The organism is Candidatus Eisenbacteria bacterium, assembly GCA_005893305.1.
GTDB lineage: Bacteria > Eisenbacteria > RBG-16-71-46 > SZUA-252 > SZUA-252 > WS-9.
Genome location: VBOZ01000010.1, coordinates 78,624 through 93,424 on the forward strand (window position 1 = coordinate 78,624; position 14,801 = coordinate 93,424).

17 protein-coding genes are annotated in these 14,801 nt (G+C 68.2%); 7 read left to right on the top strand and 10 right to left on the bottom strand.

Going from position 1 to position 14,801, the window contains the following annotated elements:
- Positions 1 to 6: 6 nt before the first annotated feature.
- Positions 7 to 315 carry a rhodanese gene (locus tag E6K79_03555; GenBank protein ID TMQ66082.1) on the top strand — a complete coding sequence of 103 codons (309 nt, stop codon included), beginning with the start codon at positions 7 to 9 and terminating at the stop codon, positions 313 to 315.
- A gap of 78 nt (positions 316 to 393) precedes the next feature.
- On the opposite strand, the gene E6K79_03560 is transcribed toward E6K79_03555, so the two are convergent.
- On the bottom strand, positions 394 to 2,088 hold the full coding sequence (locus tag E6K79_03560) for an electron transfer flavoprotein-ubiquinone oxidoreductase (protein TMQ65955.1): 1,695 nt from the start codon (positions 2,086 to 2,088) through the stop codon (positions 394 to 396).
- Complete coding sequence (gene trxB, locus E6K79_03565) at positions 2,085 to 3,065, bottom strand: thioredoxin-disulfide reductase (GenBank protein ID TMQ65956.1); 981 nt, start codon at positions 3,063 to 3,065, stop codon at positions 2,085 to 2,087. The genes E6K79_03560 and trxB overlap by 4 nt, the downstream gene beginning before the upstream one ends.
- Before the next feature lie 195 nt (positions 3,066 to 3,260).
- On the opposite strand from trxB, the gene E6K79_03570 reads away from it, so the two are divergent.
- Positions 3,261 to 3,896 carry a YceI family protein gene (locus E6K79_03570; protein TMQ65957.1) on the top strand — a complete coding sequence of 212 codons (636 nt, stop codon included), beginning with the start codon at positions 3,261 to 3,263 and terminating at the stop codon, positions 3,894 to 3,896.
- 36 nt (positions 3,897 to 3,932) lie between these two features.
- On the opposite strand, the gene mutT is transcribed toward E6K79_03570, so the two are convergent.
- Genes mutT through queG form a run of 3 tightly spaced genes read right to left on the bottom strand, consistent with a single transcriptional unit; the run spans position 3,933 to position 6,448 of the window.
- Positions 3,933 to 4,370: an 8-oxo-dGTP diphosphatase MutT gene (mutT, locus tag E6K79_03575; GenBank protein TMQ65958.1), complete on the bottom strand. Its 438-nt coding sequence runs from the start codon at positions 4,368 to 4,370 to the stop codon at positions 3,933 to 3,935.
- An 11-nt stretch (positions 4,371 to 4,381) separates the two neighbouring features.
- Positions 4,382 to 5,155 carry a dienelactone hydrolase family protein gene (locus E6K79_03580; protein TMQ65959.1) on the bottom strand — a complete coding sequence of 258 codons (774 nt, stop codon included), beginning with the start codon at positions 5,153 to 5,155 and terminating at the stop codon, positions 4,382 to 4,384.
- 6 nt (positions 5,156 to 5,161) lie between these two features.
- A complete protein-coding gene (queG, locus tag E6K79_03585) occupies positions 5,162 to 6,448 on the bottom strand; it encodes a tRNA epoxyqueuosine(34) reductase QueG (GenBank protein ID TMQ65960.1) in 1,287 nt (428 codons plus the stop codon).
- Between queG and E6K79_03590 the strand changes: the two genes are divergently transcribed.
- Genes E6K79_03590 through E6K79_03610 form a run of 5 tightly spaced genes read left to right on the top strand, consistent with a single transcriptional unit; the run spans position 6,364 to position 10,773 of the window.
- A complete protein-coding gene (locus E6K79_03590) occupies positions 6,364 to 7,035 on the top strand; it encodes a hypothetical protein (protein TMQ65961.1) in 672 nt (223 codons plus the stop codon). The genes queG and E6K79_03590 overlap by 85 nt on opposite strands.
- 1 nt (position 7,036) lies before the next feature.
- Positions 7,037 to 7,885 (top strand): endonuclease III, encoded by an 849-nt coding sequence (gene nth, locus E6K79_03595; protein ID TMQ65962.1) that lies wholly within the window; start codon positions 7,037 to 7,039, stop codon positions 7,883 to 7,885.
- Between the two features lie 11 nt (positions 7,886 to 7,896).
- Complete coding sequence (locus E6K79_03600) at positions 7,897 to 8,598, top strand: metal-dependent hydrolase (protein TMQ66083.1); 702 nt, start codon at positions 7,897 to 7,899, stop codon at positions 8,596 to 8,598.
- Entirely contained in the window at positions 8,595 to 9,893 is a 1,299-nt protein-coding gene (locus tag E6K79_03605) for an amidase (GenBank protein TMQ65963.1), read from the top strand. The genes E6K79_03600 and E6K79_03605 overlap by 4 nt, the downstream gene beginning before the upstream one ends.
- A gap of 10 nt (positions 9,894 to 9,903) precedes the next feature.
- On the top strand, positions 9,904 to 10,773 hold the full coding sequence (locus E6K79_03610) for a VOC family protein (GenBank protein TMQ65964.1): 870 nt from the start codon (positions 9,904 to 9,906) through the stop codon (positions 10,771 to 10,773).
- Here E6K79_03610 and E6K79_03615 read toward each other — a convergent pair.
- From E6K79_03615 to E6K79_03635, 5 genes are all read right to left on the bottom strand, one after another.
- Complete coding sequence (locus E6K79_03615; GenBank protein TMQ65965.1) at positions 10,761 to 12,359, bottom strand: hypothetical protein; 1,599 nt, start codon at positions 12,357 to 12,359, stop codon at positions 10,761 to 10,763. The genes E6K79_03610 and E6K79_03615 overlap by 13 nt on opposite strands.
- A complete protein-coding gene (gene polX, locus E6K79_03620) occupies positions 12,356 to 14,071 on the bottom strand; it encodes a DNA polymerase/3'-5' exonuclease PolX (GenBank protein ID TMQ65966.1) in 1,716 nt (571 codons plus the stop codon). Before polX ends, E6K79_03615 begins: the two co-directional genes overlap by 4 nt.
- 6 nt (positions 14,072 to 14,077) lie before the next feature.
- The gene (locus E6K79_03625; GenBank protein ID TMQ65967.1) at positions 14,078 to 14,470 is read right to left on the bottom strand and encodes a hypothetical protein; all 393 of its coding nucleotides are present in this window, start codon (positions 14,468 to 14,470) and stop codon (positions 14,078 to 14,080) included.
- Positions 14,320 to 14,691 (bottom strand): hypothetical protein, encoded by a 372-nt coding sequence (locus tag E6K79_03630; protein TMQ65968.1) that lies wholly within the window; start codon positions 14,689 to 14,691, stop codon positions 14,320 to 14,322. The genes E6K79_03625 and E6K79_03630 overlap by 151 nt, the downstream gene beginning before the upstream one ends.
- Positions 14,692 to 14,721: 30 nt before the next feature.
- Positions 14,722 to 14,801, bottom strand: an 80-nt coding sequence (locus tag E6K79_03635) for a DUF2203 family protein (protein TMQ66084.1), incomplete at its 5' end; no start/stop codon positions are given.

The following is a 14,801-nucleotide window of genomic DNA, read 5'->3' on the forward strand; positions in this document are numbered from 1 at the left end:
TTCGAGATCTCGCCCGAGCTGGTGAGCGAGATGGTCGAGGCGGGGGAGAATCTGATCCTGCTCGACGTCCGCGAGGATTGGGAGTGGGAGAAGGCCCATCTGGAAGGGGCGATCCACATCCCGCTCTCCGAGCTTGGCCAGCGTATCGACGAGCTCGATTCCCAGAGCGAGATCATCGTCTACTGTCACCACGGCGACCGGAGCGTCGACGGCTGCCTGCTCCTCTGGGAGCGCGGGTTTCGGAAGATCCGGAGCCTCACGGGCGGGATCGAGGGCTGGTCCGAGCTGATCGACCCGACGGTACCGAAATACTGACGGGCGGCTCCTCGAAGAGCTAGCGGCTCCCCGCCGAAGAGCTAGCTGCCGCCCCGCGAGCGGACGCGCGCCGAAGAACTATAGGTGGAGGTAGTTCGGACCGCCGCCGCCCTCGGGCGGGACCCACGTGATGATCTGATACGGGTCGGCGATGTCGCAGGTCTTGCAGTGGACGCAGTTCGACGGATTGAGCTTCAGCTTCAGACCCCCGCCGTTTCCATCCGCAACCATCTCGTAGACGTTCGCCGGGCAGAAGTGCTGGCAGGGATTTCCGTACTCCTCGCGACAGCGGGTCGCGCAGACTGAGGTGTCCGCCACGAGCAGATGGCTCGGCTGATCCTCGTCGTGCTTCGTCCCCGAGTGGAAGACGTCGTTCACCTTGGTGAAGGTGAACACGTTGTCGTAACGCCGCTGCGTCTCCTCGAGCGAGACCGGTGCGATCCCCAGCTCTCGAAGCTTCCTCATCCTCGTTTGCCCCGGCGCCCAGGTGGGCCGATTGCCGAAGCCGAGCCCGCCCGTGACCAGCTGCAGGCCCGCGTCCAGCATCCCCATCCAGAGCCCGCGCTCGAAGCCTTGGTGGAAGTTCCGAACGCGCCAAAGCTCCTCATGGATCCATGACGCGCGCACCCGGCGGTCGTAGGCGCGCATCGTCTTCGCGTCCTGCGTTCCGGCGAGGAGCGATTCGAAGGCGGTCTCGGCAGCGAGCATTCCCGATTTCATCGCGAGGTGAACGCCCTTCAGCCGCTGAGAGTTGAGAAGGGCGGCGCTGTCGCCGCAGAGGAGCCCACCCGCCCACGAGAGGCGCGGCACCGAGTAGTGGCCGCCCTCCGGGATCGCTTTGGCTCCGTAGGACACGATGGATCCGCCCTGGAGGAGCGACGCGACGAACGGATGCCGCTTGTACGCCTGAAACAGGCCGTGCGGATCGGTCCTGGGGTCCCAGTAATCCAGTCCCACCACGAAGCCGACCGACCACCGGTCATGGTCCATGCCGTAGATGAAGCCGCCACCGAACGTGTGCCGATCGAGCGGGGAGCCCATCGTGTGGATGACCCGTCCCTTCGGCACGCGCCCGGCCGGCATCTGCCAGACTTCCTTGATTCCCGCCGCGTAGACCTGGGGCGCGCGCCCTTCCTCCAGCCGGAGCTTCGGCGCAAGGCGCTTCGAGAGCGATCCGCGCGCTCCCTCGCAGAGGATCGTGACCTTCGCGCGCACGTCGGAGCCGGGCTCGAAATTGGGCTTCCGGTTTCCGCGGCGATCGATTCCCTTGTCGCCGGTGCGGACGCCGACCATGCGGTCCTCCTCGAAGAGCCCTTCGACCGCGGCCATCCCGGGGAGGACGTAGGCGCCCGATGCCTCCACCAATCCGCCGAGCCACTTCTCGAGCTGGCCCAGGGAGACGACGTGGTTCCCGTGATTCTGGAGTGGGGGAGGGAGGATGGGGAAGCGGACCTGGCCGCGCTCCGTGAAGTAATAAAGATCGTCGCTCGTGACGTCGCTTTCGATCGGCGCGCCCTTGTCCCGGTAGTCGGGCAGGAGTTCCCGGAGAGCGCGGGGATCGAGCACGCAGCCCGAGATTCCGTGTGCTCCGATCGCGGAAGCCTTCTCGAGGACCGCGATCGAAACCTCGCCGAGCGGGGGCGCTCCCCCCGCGCCGGCGCGCTCGTTGTGGGCGGCGACGAGCTGGGAGAGCTTGAGCGCGCCCGCGAGGCCCGCCGGACCGCCGCCGACGAAGAGGACGTCGACTTCGAGCGCCTCCCGCTGCTCGCTCACGCGGCCGGCGCCTTGGCGGGCTCCGATTTGCCCTTGGGAACTCCGGCGGCGTGTTTCTGCGCTTCGAGGTATCGCTCCGCGTCGATCGCGGCCATGCAGCCGCTCCCCGCCGCGGTGACCGCTTGGCGGTAGACGTGATCTTGAACGTCGCCCGCCGCGAAGACGCCGGGAATGATCGTCTGGGTCCCTTCGCGGGTCAGGATGTATCCGTTCGCGTCGAGCGGGAGCTGTCCCTCGACAAGCCTCGTGTTGGGCTGGTGTCCGATGCCGATGAAGACGCCGTCGACCGGCATCTGGCTCAGAGCGCCGGTTTTCGTGTTCCGGAGCTTCACGCCCGTGACCTGTCCGTCCGCTCCCACGATATCGATCACCTCGGTGTCCCAGATGAAGGAGATCTTGGGATTCGCGCGCGCTCGCTCCTGCATGATCTTGCTGGCACGGAGCTCGTCGCGGCGGTGGACGATCGTGACGTGGCTCGCGAACTTGGTCAGGAAGGTGGCTTCCTCCATCGCCGTGTCGCCGCCGCCGACCACGATCACGCGCTTCCCTTTGAAGAAGAAACCGTCGCACGTCGCGCAGGCGGAGAGGCCGTGGCCCATGAGCTTGCTCTCGTTCGGGAGACCGAGGAGCTTGGCGTAGGCACCGGTGGCGATGACGAGGGAGCGGGTCAAGAACGTCGTCCCGCCGGCGGCGACCTCGATCGGCGTGGCTTTCAAGTTCACGCGATCCGCGTCGACCCGGATGAGCTCCGCCCCGAAGCGATCGGCCTGGGCCCTCATCTCGGCGATCAACGCCGGTCCCATGATCGCGTCGCGGAAGCCGGGGAAGTTTTCGACGTCGGTCGTCATCGTCAGCTGTCCGCCCGGCTGGACGCCCTCCAGGACGACCGGCGCCAGATTCGCGCGGGCGGCGTAGATCGCGGCGGTCAGTCCCGCCGCGCCCGAGCCGATAATGATGATGTCGTGGACCTTCGTCATGGAACAGGGTTCCCTTCGCATGGGTTTTAGATGCCGGGGGGCCCGGGGAGGCGCCGGGAATCGGCCCCGATAACCGTGCATCTAAATGCGAGCCAGCATGATAGTAGGCAAACGGCGGTCCGGCTTCAACCCCGGGACGCCGGCACCCTTGTCCGGGAGAGGCCCGGACCCCATCCCAATCGGAGGTGTCTCCCCATGAGAAGATCCGTCGTAGCCGTCGCTCTTGCCCTCGGTCTCGCATTGGCGTCGGCGGCCCAAGCCGCGCCGTCCACCTGGACGATCGATCCGAACCACTCGCAGGTCGGCTTCTCGATCCGCCACTTCTTCAGCAAGGTGCCGGGCAGCTTCACGAAGTATTCGGGGACGATCGTCTACGACCCCGAGAAGCCGGCGGCCTCGACCGTGAAGGCCGAGATCGTCGCCGCGAGCATCAACACCAATAACGAGAAGCGCGACGGGCATCTCAAGAGCGAGGATTTCTTCTTCGTGGAGAAGTACCCGACGATCACCTTCGAGAGCACCAAGGTCACGCCGGTCGCCGACAAAAAGCTCATGGTGGAGGGGAATCTCACGATGCGCGGCGTGACCAAGCCCGCCACGCTCGACGTGACCTTCCTCGGCGCGGGGCCGAGCATGGGGGGAGAGCAGCGCGCCGGCTTCGAGGCGGTGACGAAGGTCAACCGGAAGGACTTCAACATCCTTTGGAACAAGACCCTCGATCAGGGCGGCACGATGCTGGGCGATGACGTCGAGATCCGGATCGGGATCGAGGGCGTGATCCGTCCCGCGGAGCCTCCCGCCAAGGCCGACGCGGCGCCCTCGAAATCGTGAGTCGGAGACTTCCGGACTAGTACCTCGCGGCTCGGCTCATCGAATCCGCGAGGAGAGATCCCGGGCCAAGTCGGGGAGGATCTGAACGTCCCCCTCGACGAACGTGAAATCCGCGAGCGCGCGGGGGTGCACCCAACGCACCTCCGCGCACTCGATGGCTCGGGGCGTGCCGCGCGACATCTCGCACAGATGGAAGTAGAGGGATACCGCGCGATCGGGGTAGACGTGCGTGAGCGCGCGCCACAGGGGGCCCACCTCGACCTCGATTCCGATCTCCTCGAGCATCTCCCGCCGCAGACAATCTTCGATGCTCTCGCCCTCTTGCCTTTTACCCCCCGGGAATTCCCAACGGCCTCCCTGGTGGTCGTGCTCCTCCCGGCGGGCGATCAGGACCTCGGAGCCGTTCCAGAGGATCCCCGCGGCCACCTCGTGGAGGCGGAAGCGTCGCGCGGGCTCGGCCGTGCGGCTCGGCATCGGCGGCGCGGCTACTTGACGCCCCTGGGCACCGAGGCCTTCTTCAGCTCCCGATCGAGAAAGAGAAGCGTCCGCCTCCAGGCGTCCCTCGCATCGGCCTCGCGGTAGGTCCCCCACGGGTTGGTGGGATTCGCGAACGCGTGGCTCGCCCTGGGGTAGATCTTGAAGTCCACTTTCTTGTTGGCTTGGCGGAGCGCCGCCTCGAACGCCTTCACCTGGTCCGGGCTCGGCCCCTTGTCCTGGCCGCCGAAGTTGCCGAGGACCGCGGCCTGGAGCCCTTGGATCGCTGCCTTGTCGGTAATCGGCGTGCCGTAGTACATCACGCAGGCGCGAATCCCCGGATCGGCGGCCGCGAGGCGGATCGCGTATTTCCCGCCCATGCACCATCCGATCGCCCCGATCGCGTTGGCGCGCACGTCGTCCCGAGAACGCAGGAAATCGGCGGATGCGCGGAGCGTCCGGATCGCGTCCTCCTCGACGAGCCCGCTCATCAGCTGATGCGCCGTCGCTTCGTCATGCGCGACCTGCCCGTGATAGAGGTCGGCGGCGAACGCTATGTAGCCCCTGTACGCGAGGCTGTCGGCCTGCTGCTTCACCCAATCGCTCAGGCCCCACCATTCGTGGACCACAACCACGGCGGCGTGCGTCCCTTCGCCCCTCGGGAGCGCCAGGTAGCCGGTGAACCTCGTGGCGTCCTGGGTGTAGTGGATCATCTGACCGGCCGCGGCCGGGCGCGGAGCGCCGATCACGGCAAGGAGCAGGATCGCTGCGAAGAAGCGGCTCATCAATGGCTACCTCCCTGGAGTCGCGTGTAGGGGCGATCGATCGCCCGTCGTCGTCCCCAAAGCATACTCGATCTCGCCGAGCACTTCCGCGTCCCGCTCGGACATCGCGGCGGCGCGGAGTGCCTCGGTCGCGTCGGATGCGGCGATCCTGCCGAGCGCCCATGCGGCGTGGCCGCGCACGAAGCGGTCCGGGTCCTCGAGGAGGGCGCGGCGGAGCCCCGGTATCGCCCGCGGGTCGCCGAGATTCCCCAGAGCCACCGCGACGTTTCGGACGAACCGATTCCGGCCAGCCCTGCGGAGTCCGGTCCCTTGAAAGCGATCGGTGAAGGCGGCCTCGTCCATGGCGAGGAGCGGAATCAGCTCGGGCGTCTGCTGCTCGGGGCGCGCCGCGAAGTCGGGATTCGACGTCGGCGTGGCGAAGCGGTTCCAGGGGCAGACTTCCTGGCAATCGTCGCAGCCGAAGATCCGGGTCCCGATCGCGGGTCGCAGATCGAGCGGGATTCCGCCCCGGTGCTCGATGGTCAGGTAGCTGATGCAGCGCCGGGCGTCCAGCTGGTAGGGCCCCACGATCGCGCCGGTGGGGCAGGCGGTGATGCAGCGGGAGCAGGAGCCGCAATAGTTCTTCGACGGCGCATCGAGCGGGAGATCGAGGTCGGTGATGAGCTCGCCGAGGAAATGCCACGAGCCGGCCCGCTTCAAGATCACGTTCGTGTTCTTCCCGATCCAGCCGATGCCCGCTCGCTCCGCCCACCCGCGGTCGAGCATCGGACCGGTGTCGACGTAGGGGACGATGCGGGCGGACGGCGCCAAGACGCGGATCGCGCGCGTCAGCTGGAGTAGCCGCTTGCGGACGCGCTTGTGATAATCGCGGCCCCACGCATAGCGGGCGATCCTGCCCCGGAGCGTCGCCGTCTCGGCGTCTCCCGGCCAGCCGCCGCGGTAGTAGCTCAGCGCGACCGAGATCACCGTGCGCGCGCGGGCGAGAACGGCGCCGGGGTCGACCCTCCGAGCGGTGTCGCGCGCCATCCAGCGCATCGTTCCGTGGCGCCCCTCGGCGAGCCAGGCGAGGAGCCTTCCGCCGTCGGGATGCGCCTCGGCCCGCGCGAAACCGATCGCGTCAAAGCCGAGCCGCGTCGCCTCCGCGCGGATGCGATCGGCGAGCGCCGCGGCGGCTTCAGGCAGCGCGGCCCCTGTGGTAGCATCGGCGCGTGGCGGACGAACTGGAAACCCAACCCGTATTTCCGCTTCCAAACGTGGTCCTCTTTCCGAAGGCCCTGCTCGCGCTCCACGTATTCGAGCCCCGCTATCGTCTGATGATGGACGAAGTGATCCAGGGAGGCCAGTCGATCTGCATGGCCCTTCTGAAGCCGGGCTGGGAGGCCGACTACTACGGCTCTCCCGAGGTTCACGCGGTCGGATGCGTCGGCAAGGTGGTGAGCCACCAGCTCCTCGATGACGGCCGCTACAACCTCACGCTCCTCGGCGAGTACAAGGTTGCGATCCAAAGCTTCGAGCGCGACCATCCGTTTCGGATCGCGCGGCTGCACCGGCTCACGGAGGACGAGGGCTGGTGCGGGAAGGAGTCCACTCCGAAGGAGTCGCAGGAGCTCCTGGCCATGTTCCGGCGCTTCAACGAAGGCCAGGGGGCCGCCCTCGACCTGGCCGCCACGTTGGGAGCGCAGATGGACGCCGACGCGGTCCTGAACACGATCGCGATGAACCTGAACGTCGAGGCGGCGGTGAAGCAGGAGCTGCTCGAGATGGAGAGCACGGAGCTCCGCTATCGCGCGGTGCACCGGGTTCTCGCCGACGCCTCCGCCACGCAGGACGTCCTCGATCGGGCGCGTCACCGCTACCCCAAGGAGCGGCGCGAGAACTGATATGGATGTCCGCCTGCTGATCAGCCGGCTTCGGGAGGCCTACCCCGACGCGGCCTGCGCGCTCGAGCACGAGAACCCCTTCCAGCTTCTGGTCGCCACCATTCTCTCGGCCCAGTGCACCGATGCTCGGGTGAACATGGTGACGCCGGGACTCTTTGCCCGATTCCCGGACGCCGCCGCCATGAGCCGGGCGAGTCAGGGAGAGCTCGAGGAGATCATCCGCTCGACCGGCTTCTACCGGAACAAGGCGAAGGCGATCCGCGCGGCCTCGGAGCGGATCATGGAAACGTTCGGGGGAACCGTCCCGCGATCGATGGAGGAGCTTCTCACGCTCGCCGGGGTCGCGCGAAAGACGGCCAACGTCGTCCTCGGCGTCGGGTACGGCTTGTCCGAGGGCGTCGTGGTCGATACCCACGTCCAGCGGATCTCGCGCAGACTCGGGTTGAGCCGCGGGAAGACGCCCGAGCAGGTGGAGCGGGATCTCATGGCGTTGCTCCCGCAGGAGGACTGGATCGACTTCGCGCATCTCCTCATCTTCCACGGCCGCCGCACCTGCGCGGCGCGGGGCCCGATCTGCGCCGACTGCCCGGTGGTCGATCTCTGCCCGAGCGGGCCCTATTTCCTGGGCGGCCAAACCCCGCCGTGGGAGCGAAGGGCGCGCGCGCCGAAGGGGAAGGCCGCCGCGCCGAGGCGAACGGCAGCCGCCGCGTCAAAGAAGAAGCATCCCGCGAAGAAGAAAGGTCCCGCGAAACGGAACGTCGCCGCAAGGCGGAAGGGCTCGGCAAAGCGGAAGAGCCCGGTGGCGGCGAAACCAGGGCGGGGACCCGCCCGGGGCAGGAGGGCCCGGTGAGCGGCGCGGCGCTGGGGGTTTCGATCACGTGGCTCGGGCACGGTACGGTCCTCTACCGGTCCGAGAAGGGGCGCTCGGTGCTCGTGGACGCCTGGGTCGATTCGAATCCCGCCTGTCCCGAGGCGGCGAAGGACTTGAAGTCGCTCGACCTCCTGCTCATCACGCACGGGCACTCCGATCACTTCGACGACTGCCTCACGTTGGCGCGGAAACATGAGCCAGACCTCGTCTGCATGCACGAGATCGCCCATTACCTCCACCACAAGGGAATCGGGAAGCTCCACGGGATGAACAAGGGTGGAACCGTGGCGCTCCGCGGAATCAAGGTCACGATGGTCCACGCGTCCCACTCGAGCAGCATCCGCGAGGGGGATTCGCTCTACCCGGCCGGTGAGCCCTGCGGCTACGTCATCGAGTTCGAGAACGGCACGCGCGTCTATCACGCCGGGGACACGGCCGCGCACAGCGACATGAGGCTGATCGGGGAACTTTATCAGCCGCGGATCGCGGCCCTCCCGATCGGCGACCTCTACACGATGTCGCCGCTCGAAGCCTCGGTGGCCGCGCGCATGATCGGCGCCCGCACGGTCATCCCGATCCACCATTCGACCTCCCCGGCGCTGACCGGAACCCCGGCCGCGCTCCGGGAGAAACTCAAAGACCGCTCCGACATCGAGGTCGTCGAGATGAAGCCCGGCGAGACGATCTCGTGATCGATGGAGTGGAGACGGCCACGACTGCCTCCGACGCGGCCCGGCGATTTCGGGACGGGTCCCTGACGCCGACGGACCTGACGGACGAGATTCTGGAGCGGATCTCCCGCGAGAATCCGAGGCTCAATGCCTACTACGAGGTCTTCGCCTCCGAGGCGCGCGGGTCCGCCGCCCAAGCGGCGCGCGAGCTCAAGCAAGGCCGCGACCGCGGGCCGCTTCACGGCATCCCGGTCGCGATCAAGGATCTCTTCGACGTCGCCGGTCACGTGACGACCGCGGGCGCCCATCCCGGGTTTCACCCGCCCCCCGCGCGCGTGGACAGCGACGTGGTGGCGCGGCTTCGCGCGGCGGGGGCGGTCCTGCTCGGAAAGGCCGCGCTCCACGAGTGGGCGTTCGGGGTGAGCACGAACAATCCTCATTTCGGCCCGACGCGGAATCCTCACGACGCGACCCGGATTCCGGGCGGCTCGTCGGGCGGATCGGGCGCGGCGCTCGCGGCGGGCCTGGCGGTTCTGGCGCTGGGCACGGACACCGGCGGATCGATCCGGATTCCCGCGGCCCTGTGCAGCGTGGTCGGCCTCAAGCCCACGTATGGCCTCGTGAGCCTGCGCGGCGTCACCCCGCTCTCGCGCTCGCTCGATCACGGCGGGCCGATGGCGAATTCGGTCGAGGACGCGTTCCTTCTCCTCGAGGCGATCTCGGACTTTCGCCGGAGCGCGGCGCCGCGGCCGAGGATTCTCATCCCTCGGAGCTTCTTCTTCGACGACGTCGACCCGCGGATCGTCGAGCTGGTCCGGGAGGCGGCGTCCCGGCTTGGCGAGACCGAGACGCTGGACGCCGGGAATCCGGAAGGGACGTGGGACGCCAACACCGTGATTCTCCTGAGCGACGCGGTTGCGTTCCACGAGCAGCGTCTCCGGGAGCATCCGGATTGGTTCGGCGGCGCCCTCGCCGAGCGCATGAGCCGCGGTTTCGAGATCCGGGGCATCGACTACGCGCGCGCGAGGGACGTGCAGCGCGAATGGACGGAATTCCTGACGGCGCTGCTCGGAGACCATTCGGTCCTCGCCGCGCCGACGACGCCGATTCCCGCCACCACGATCGGAGACCGCGAGGGCGCCGAGCTGGCGCGGGTGATGACCCGCCTCACCGCCCCGTTCAACCTCGCGGGCGTTCCCGTGCTCTCGCTCCCCATCGGGAAGGTCGACGGGCTGCCGGTCGGCATGCAGCTCGTGGCCGCCCCCGGCCGCGAGTCTCTTCTCTGGGAGGCGGCGCGGGAGACCGCCCCTGAGTAGGTCGGATCAGCTGTCCCTACCCAGGCTCCCCGCCACGACGGCCGTCGGGGCCGTTCACCTCCGCGTGAGGGACCTGGACCGGGCGATCGGGTTCTACACCGAGGGCCTGGGCCTCAGGCTCCAGGGGCGGGTTGGGGACGTCGCCCGCCTCGGCGCCTGGAACTCGGAGCTCCTCGTGCTGGTCGAAGCCCCCGGCGCGGCCAAGCCGAGGGGGACGACGGGGCTCTACCATTTCGCTCTCCTCGTTCCGTCGCGGCGGGACCTCGCCCGCTCGCTCCGGCACCTGATCGCCAAGCGCGTGCCGCTCACCGGGATGTCCGACCATTCGGTCAGCGAATCCCTCTACCTCTCCGACCCGGACGGCAACGGGATCGAGATCTACCGCGACCGGCCGCGCGAGGAGTGGCCCATCGTTGACGGCCAATTGCGGATGACCACGGATCCGCTCGACGTGGAGAGCCTTCTGGCGGAGTGCGGGCCCAAGGACGCGCCACAGGCCGGACTCCCTTCCGGGACGCGCATGGGACACGTTCACCTTCACGTCGCGCACCTCGCCGACTCGGAGCGGTTCTATTCGGAGATCCTCGGCTTCGAGCTCCGGCAGCGCTTCGGCCGGACCGCCCTCTTCCTGGCGGCGGGCGGCTATCACCACCACATCGGGCTCAATACCTGGGCCGGCGTGGGGGCGCCGCCACCGCCACCGGGCGCTCTGGGCCTACTCCACTTCGAGGTTCTGCTCCCGGACACGGGAACCCTCGACGGAATTCTCAAACGCCTTCGCGCGGCCGGAGTCCCGGTCACCGAAGCGCCCGGCGGCGGCGAAGCGGCCGATCCATCCGGAAACGCGGTAAGGCTCCTGGCGCGGCCTCAGTCGAAATAGACGCGCTCGATCATCCGGGAGCGGCTCACCCGGAACGGCTTTCGCGCGCGAAACAGCTCGCGGCTCGAACTGGGACCCGAGCGCCTCGGCTCGATCGCGTCCATCGCGATCCAGCGGCGCAGATGCCGGGCGAGTTCGGTCGAGGTAGGGTGGGGGTGCGGAGCGAGGGTTCCACCCTCGACGTTTCCGGCCGGATCCCGCGTGAACGTGCAGCCGCAGAGGACCCGCACGACCACCCCGCTGAAGCGACCCAGTGAAGGGTGGCGCACCGTGACGGAATCGCGATGGATGAACTGCTCGCGAACGCCGCCCCCGACGCGGGCGGGCAGCGTGGTCCGCTCGAGACGGGCGCCGCGCGGGACCCCAAGCGCGGCCCGGATCGCCGCGGCGCCGCCCGGGCGGTCTGGGTCCAGAGCGCTCAGCGCCCGATAACCCGAAGAAGCCGCGCGTGCCCGAGCCCCGCGCGCCCGGCCCGCGGCGAGAGCGGGGAGCCGGATCCCGTGGCGCGCGAACGCCTCCTCGATTCCGATCGTGGCCACGCCCCCTTCCTCGGACTGGTCGATCTCCCGCATCCGGAGCGCCACCGCGCGGTAGCGTGCCTCGCCGGGCGCGATCGTCTCCACCGCGCGGGCCAGGATCCGGCCCGCGAGTCGTCTCGCCCGCTCCACGGCCGCCTCGGTCGAGTCCTGCTTCATCTCGCGGGCGAGGAGCCACACCAGCGTGTCGTAGAACGCGCCGGTGAACACGCGCGAGAAAGAATGCGGCTCGGCCGCCAGGTCCGTTTCGGGGGCGCCGGACGGAAGCGAATCGGGAGGGGCGTAGCGGAACGAATTGTTGGCGTCGCGAAGGCGGGTGGGATCGCTGTTCGCGCCCGGACCGAAATTGTCGAAGATCGCCCGTCCGAGCGCCTCCGCGAGGCGGGAGACCAGGTTGCTTTTCCGGCCCGGGCCGCCGGCTTCACTCAGGAACGCCTTCCGCACGGCCGGATCGGTCAGGGTGGTCAGGAGGGCGGAACAGTCGGCGAATGCTTCGTGGAAGGAGGCCGTCTCCAGATCGACGCTCGACCAGTAGCCCGGCTGATAGACATCGAGGACGGCGTGCCCCGTCTCGTGGGACACGACGTCGAGGCTCTCCGCCGCGAAGACGGTGCGTCCGGTGGTCTTGTCGACGTCGTAGAAGAACTGGAGGCTCTTCCGATCGTAGAACGCGTTCAGATCCTTCCCGGCGCGCAGCCGCACGCGAAGCGGCGTCCCGCCATGCCACGCGGAGAAATCGCGCTCGAGGAGGTCTTCCCAAACGTGGATCGTCCGCTGGAGCGCCACCTCGCCCTGCCAGTACTGAAACGCGAGGGTGCCCGGGGCGTAGGGGGCGGGGGCGTAGCGGCGCCCTTCGATCACGAAGGGGGGCTCGCCCAGCGCGCGGGGCAGGGGCGTCGCCGGAACCAGCCCGACCGTGGACTCGGGATCGTTGGGGAAGATCTGGACCGTGCCGTCGGCCCCCTTCCGGTCCGTCGCGGCCCCGCGCTTCCGCACCGTCGCGGCCCCGCGTTTCCGCACCGTCGAGCCCCCGCGTTTCCGGCGCTTCACCGGCGAGCCTGCAGAACGGCGAGCGCCTTCTCGACTGGGAGCGTGTTGACCACGTCCTTCTTGGTAAGCCAGCCCTTGCGCGCCGCCCCGATCCCGTAACGGAGGTCGTCGTAGCCCGTGGCCGAGTGGGCGTCGGAGTTGACCGCGAACCGGATCTTCCGCTCCTTCGCCGGGTGAATCTCACGCCAATCGAGATCCAGCCGGTGCGGGCTCGCGTTCACCTCGATCACCACGCCTTCTCCGCTCGCCGCTTCGTATACCTCGTCGAGCCGGATTCGGAATCCCTCCCGCTGGAAAAGCAGCCTGCCCGTGGGGTGCGCGAGGATGCCCACGTACCGGTTCCTGATCGCACGGACGACGCGCTGTGTCATATCCGCCTCGCTCATCGTCAAGTTCGTGTGGATCGACGCGACCACGAAATCGAGCCGGCTCAAGACCTTATCCGGGTAATCGAGCGCACCGTCCGGGAGGATGTCGACCTCGGCTCCCTTGAGGATCCGGAGCTTCTTCGAAGTCGCGTTCCAAGCGTCGATCTCCCTGTGCTGGCGTTTCAGATCGGCCTCCGAGAGCCCGTTCGCGTAGCGAGCGGTGGCGCTGTGGTCGGAAATGCCCAGATAGGACGCTCCCCATTCTTCGGCAGCGCGCGCCATTTCCTCCAGCGTGGAAACGCCGTCGCTGTAGGTCGTGTGGCAGTGGAGGAGCCCCTTCAAATCCCGAAGTGTGACCAGATCGGGCAGGGCGTTCTTCTCGGCGGCCTCGATCTCGCCGCGATCCTCGCGCAGCTCCGGCTCGATGTAGGCGAGCCCGAGGGCCGCGAATAGATCGGCCTCCGTGCGGATCGGCGGAGGCTTCTTCTTCCCGGTGAGGGCGTACTCGTTGAGGCTCCATCCGCGGTCCAGCGCCCGGGACCGCACGCGGATGTTGTGCGCGACGTTGCCCGTGAAGTAGTGGAGGGCAAACGGGAACTCCTCCGGCGTCACGAGCCTGAGGTCGACCGCGAGCCCGTCCGGGAGCCGCACCGAAATCTTGGTTTCTCCTGAAGCGATGATCGTCGCGTCGGGGACGAACGAAAGGAACGCCTTCCCGACTTCCTCGGCCTTCTCCGTCGCGACGAGCAGGTCGACGTCCTTCACGGTCTCCATCCACCGCCTGAGGCTCCCACCCACCTCCACCTGGGTCACCGCGGGGAGCTTCCGGAGCTTCTTCGAGAGCTCCTCCGCCAGCGGCCGGACGTCGGCGGCGAGCCGGCGTCCGCCGCCGGCCTCGAGGAACGCGATCCCCTCGAGGATCTTCTTCTCGGACTGCTGGCCGAATCCCTTGAGCTCCCGGATCGCGCCCTTCTCGGCCGCGTGCTTGAGCTCCGCCAGCGACTTGATCCCGAGGGTCTCACCGAGCAGCCGCACCCGCTTCGGGCCCAAGCCGGGGACGCGGATCATCTCGAGGTAGCCGTGCGGGATCGAATCGACGAGCTCCTCGTAGAATTTCATGTGCCCGGTCTTCCAGAGCTCGGTGATCTTCTGAGCGGTCGACTCGCCGATGCCGTCGATCTCGGTCAGCGTTCCCGCTTCGATGAGCGTGCCGAGATCCTCGGAGATGCCCTCGACCGCGCGGGCGGCGTTCTCGTAGGCCCGCATCTTGAACGGGTTTTCTCCCTTGAGCTCCAGGAGGACGGCGATTTCCGACAGGGTGCGGGCGACGTCGCGCTTGTCCACGGGGGGTTAGAGCTTGAGGCTGACGGTGACCCCGTCCCGAATGGGGAGCAGGGTCGTGTGGAAATCGGGGGCCCGGTAGAGGAGGCGCGTGAGCTCCTGAACCCCTCGCGCATTCCGATCGCCCCGCTTCCGAAGCACCCGGCCGCTCCAGAGCATGTTGTCGGTGATCAGGAGGCCGCCCGTTCGGAGCTTCTTCCGCGCGATGGGAAGCACCTCGGGATATTGCCATTTGTCGATGTCGTTCAGGATCACGTCGAACGTGCCGCGCTCGCGCTCGAGGTGTCCGATCGCGTCGCCCACGAGCGGCGCCCGAGATATTTCATCGCGCGCTTCGAGTTCGCGGGATCCCCCTCGGTCATCACGACCCGCCCTCTCGGGCCGACCGCCAACGCGAACCACACCGCCGTGTAGCCGTACCCCGAGCCCAGCTCGAAGACGCGGCGGGCGCGGATCGCCCGCGCGAGCTGATAGAGGACGCGCCCGACGAGGGGGCCGATGATCGGGAAGCCGTGCCGCTCGGCGTAGGCTTCCATCGGCCGGAGAATCGGATGTCGGTCGCGCTGGACTTTAAGAAGGTATTCGTTGATGCGCGGATTGGTGATCGCGAACGAGGCGCTCATGTCGATCCCCCGTGGACGGCTCGCCCGCGGTCAGGCCAGCTCTTCGAGCGGGCGACGTCCCGAAAAGCCTGCGTCGATCGGATGCCAATGCCCGATCCGCTCCTCTCCGC

What these genes read in the sequence shown, in the direction of transcription:
- trxB (TMQ65956.1), bottom strand. Translation starts at nt 3,065, where the DNA reads ATGACGAAGGTCCACGACATCATCATTATCGGCTCGGGCGCGGCGGGA.
- E6K79_03570 (TMQ65957.1), top strand. Translation starts at nt 3,261, where the DNA reads ATGAGAAGATCCGTCGTAGCCGTCGCTCTTGCCCTCGGTCTCGCATTG.
- mutT (TMQ65958.1), bottom strand. Translation starts at nt 4,370, where the DNA reads ATGCCGAGCCGCACGGCCGAGCCCGCGCGACGCTTCCGCCTCCACGAG.
- E6K79_03580 (TMQ65959.1), bottom strand. Translation starts at nt 5,155, where the DNA reads ATGAGCCGCTTCTTCGCAGCGATCCTGCTCCTTGCCGTGATCGGCGCT.
- nth (TMQ65962.1), top strand. Translation starts at nt 7,037, where the DNA reads ATGGATGTCCGCCTGCTGATCAGCCGGCTTCGGGAGGCCTACCCCGAC.
- E6K79_03630 (TMQ65968.1), bottom strand. Translation starts at nt 14,691, where the DNA reads ATGAGCGCCTCGTTCGCGATCACCAATCCGCGCATCAACGAATACCTT.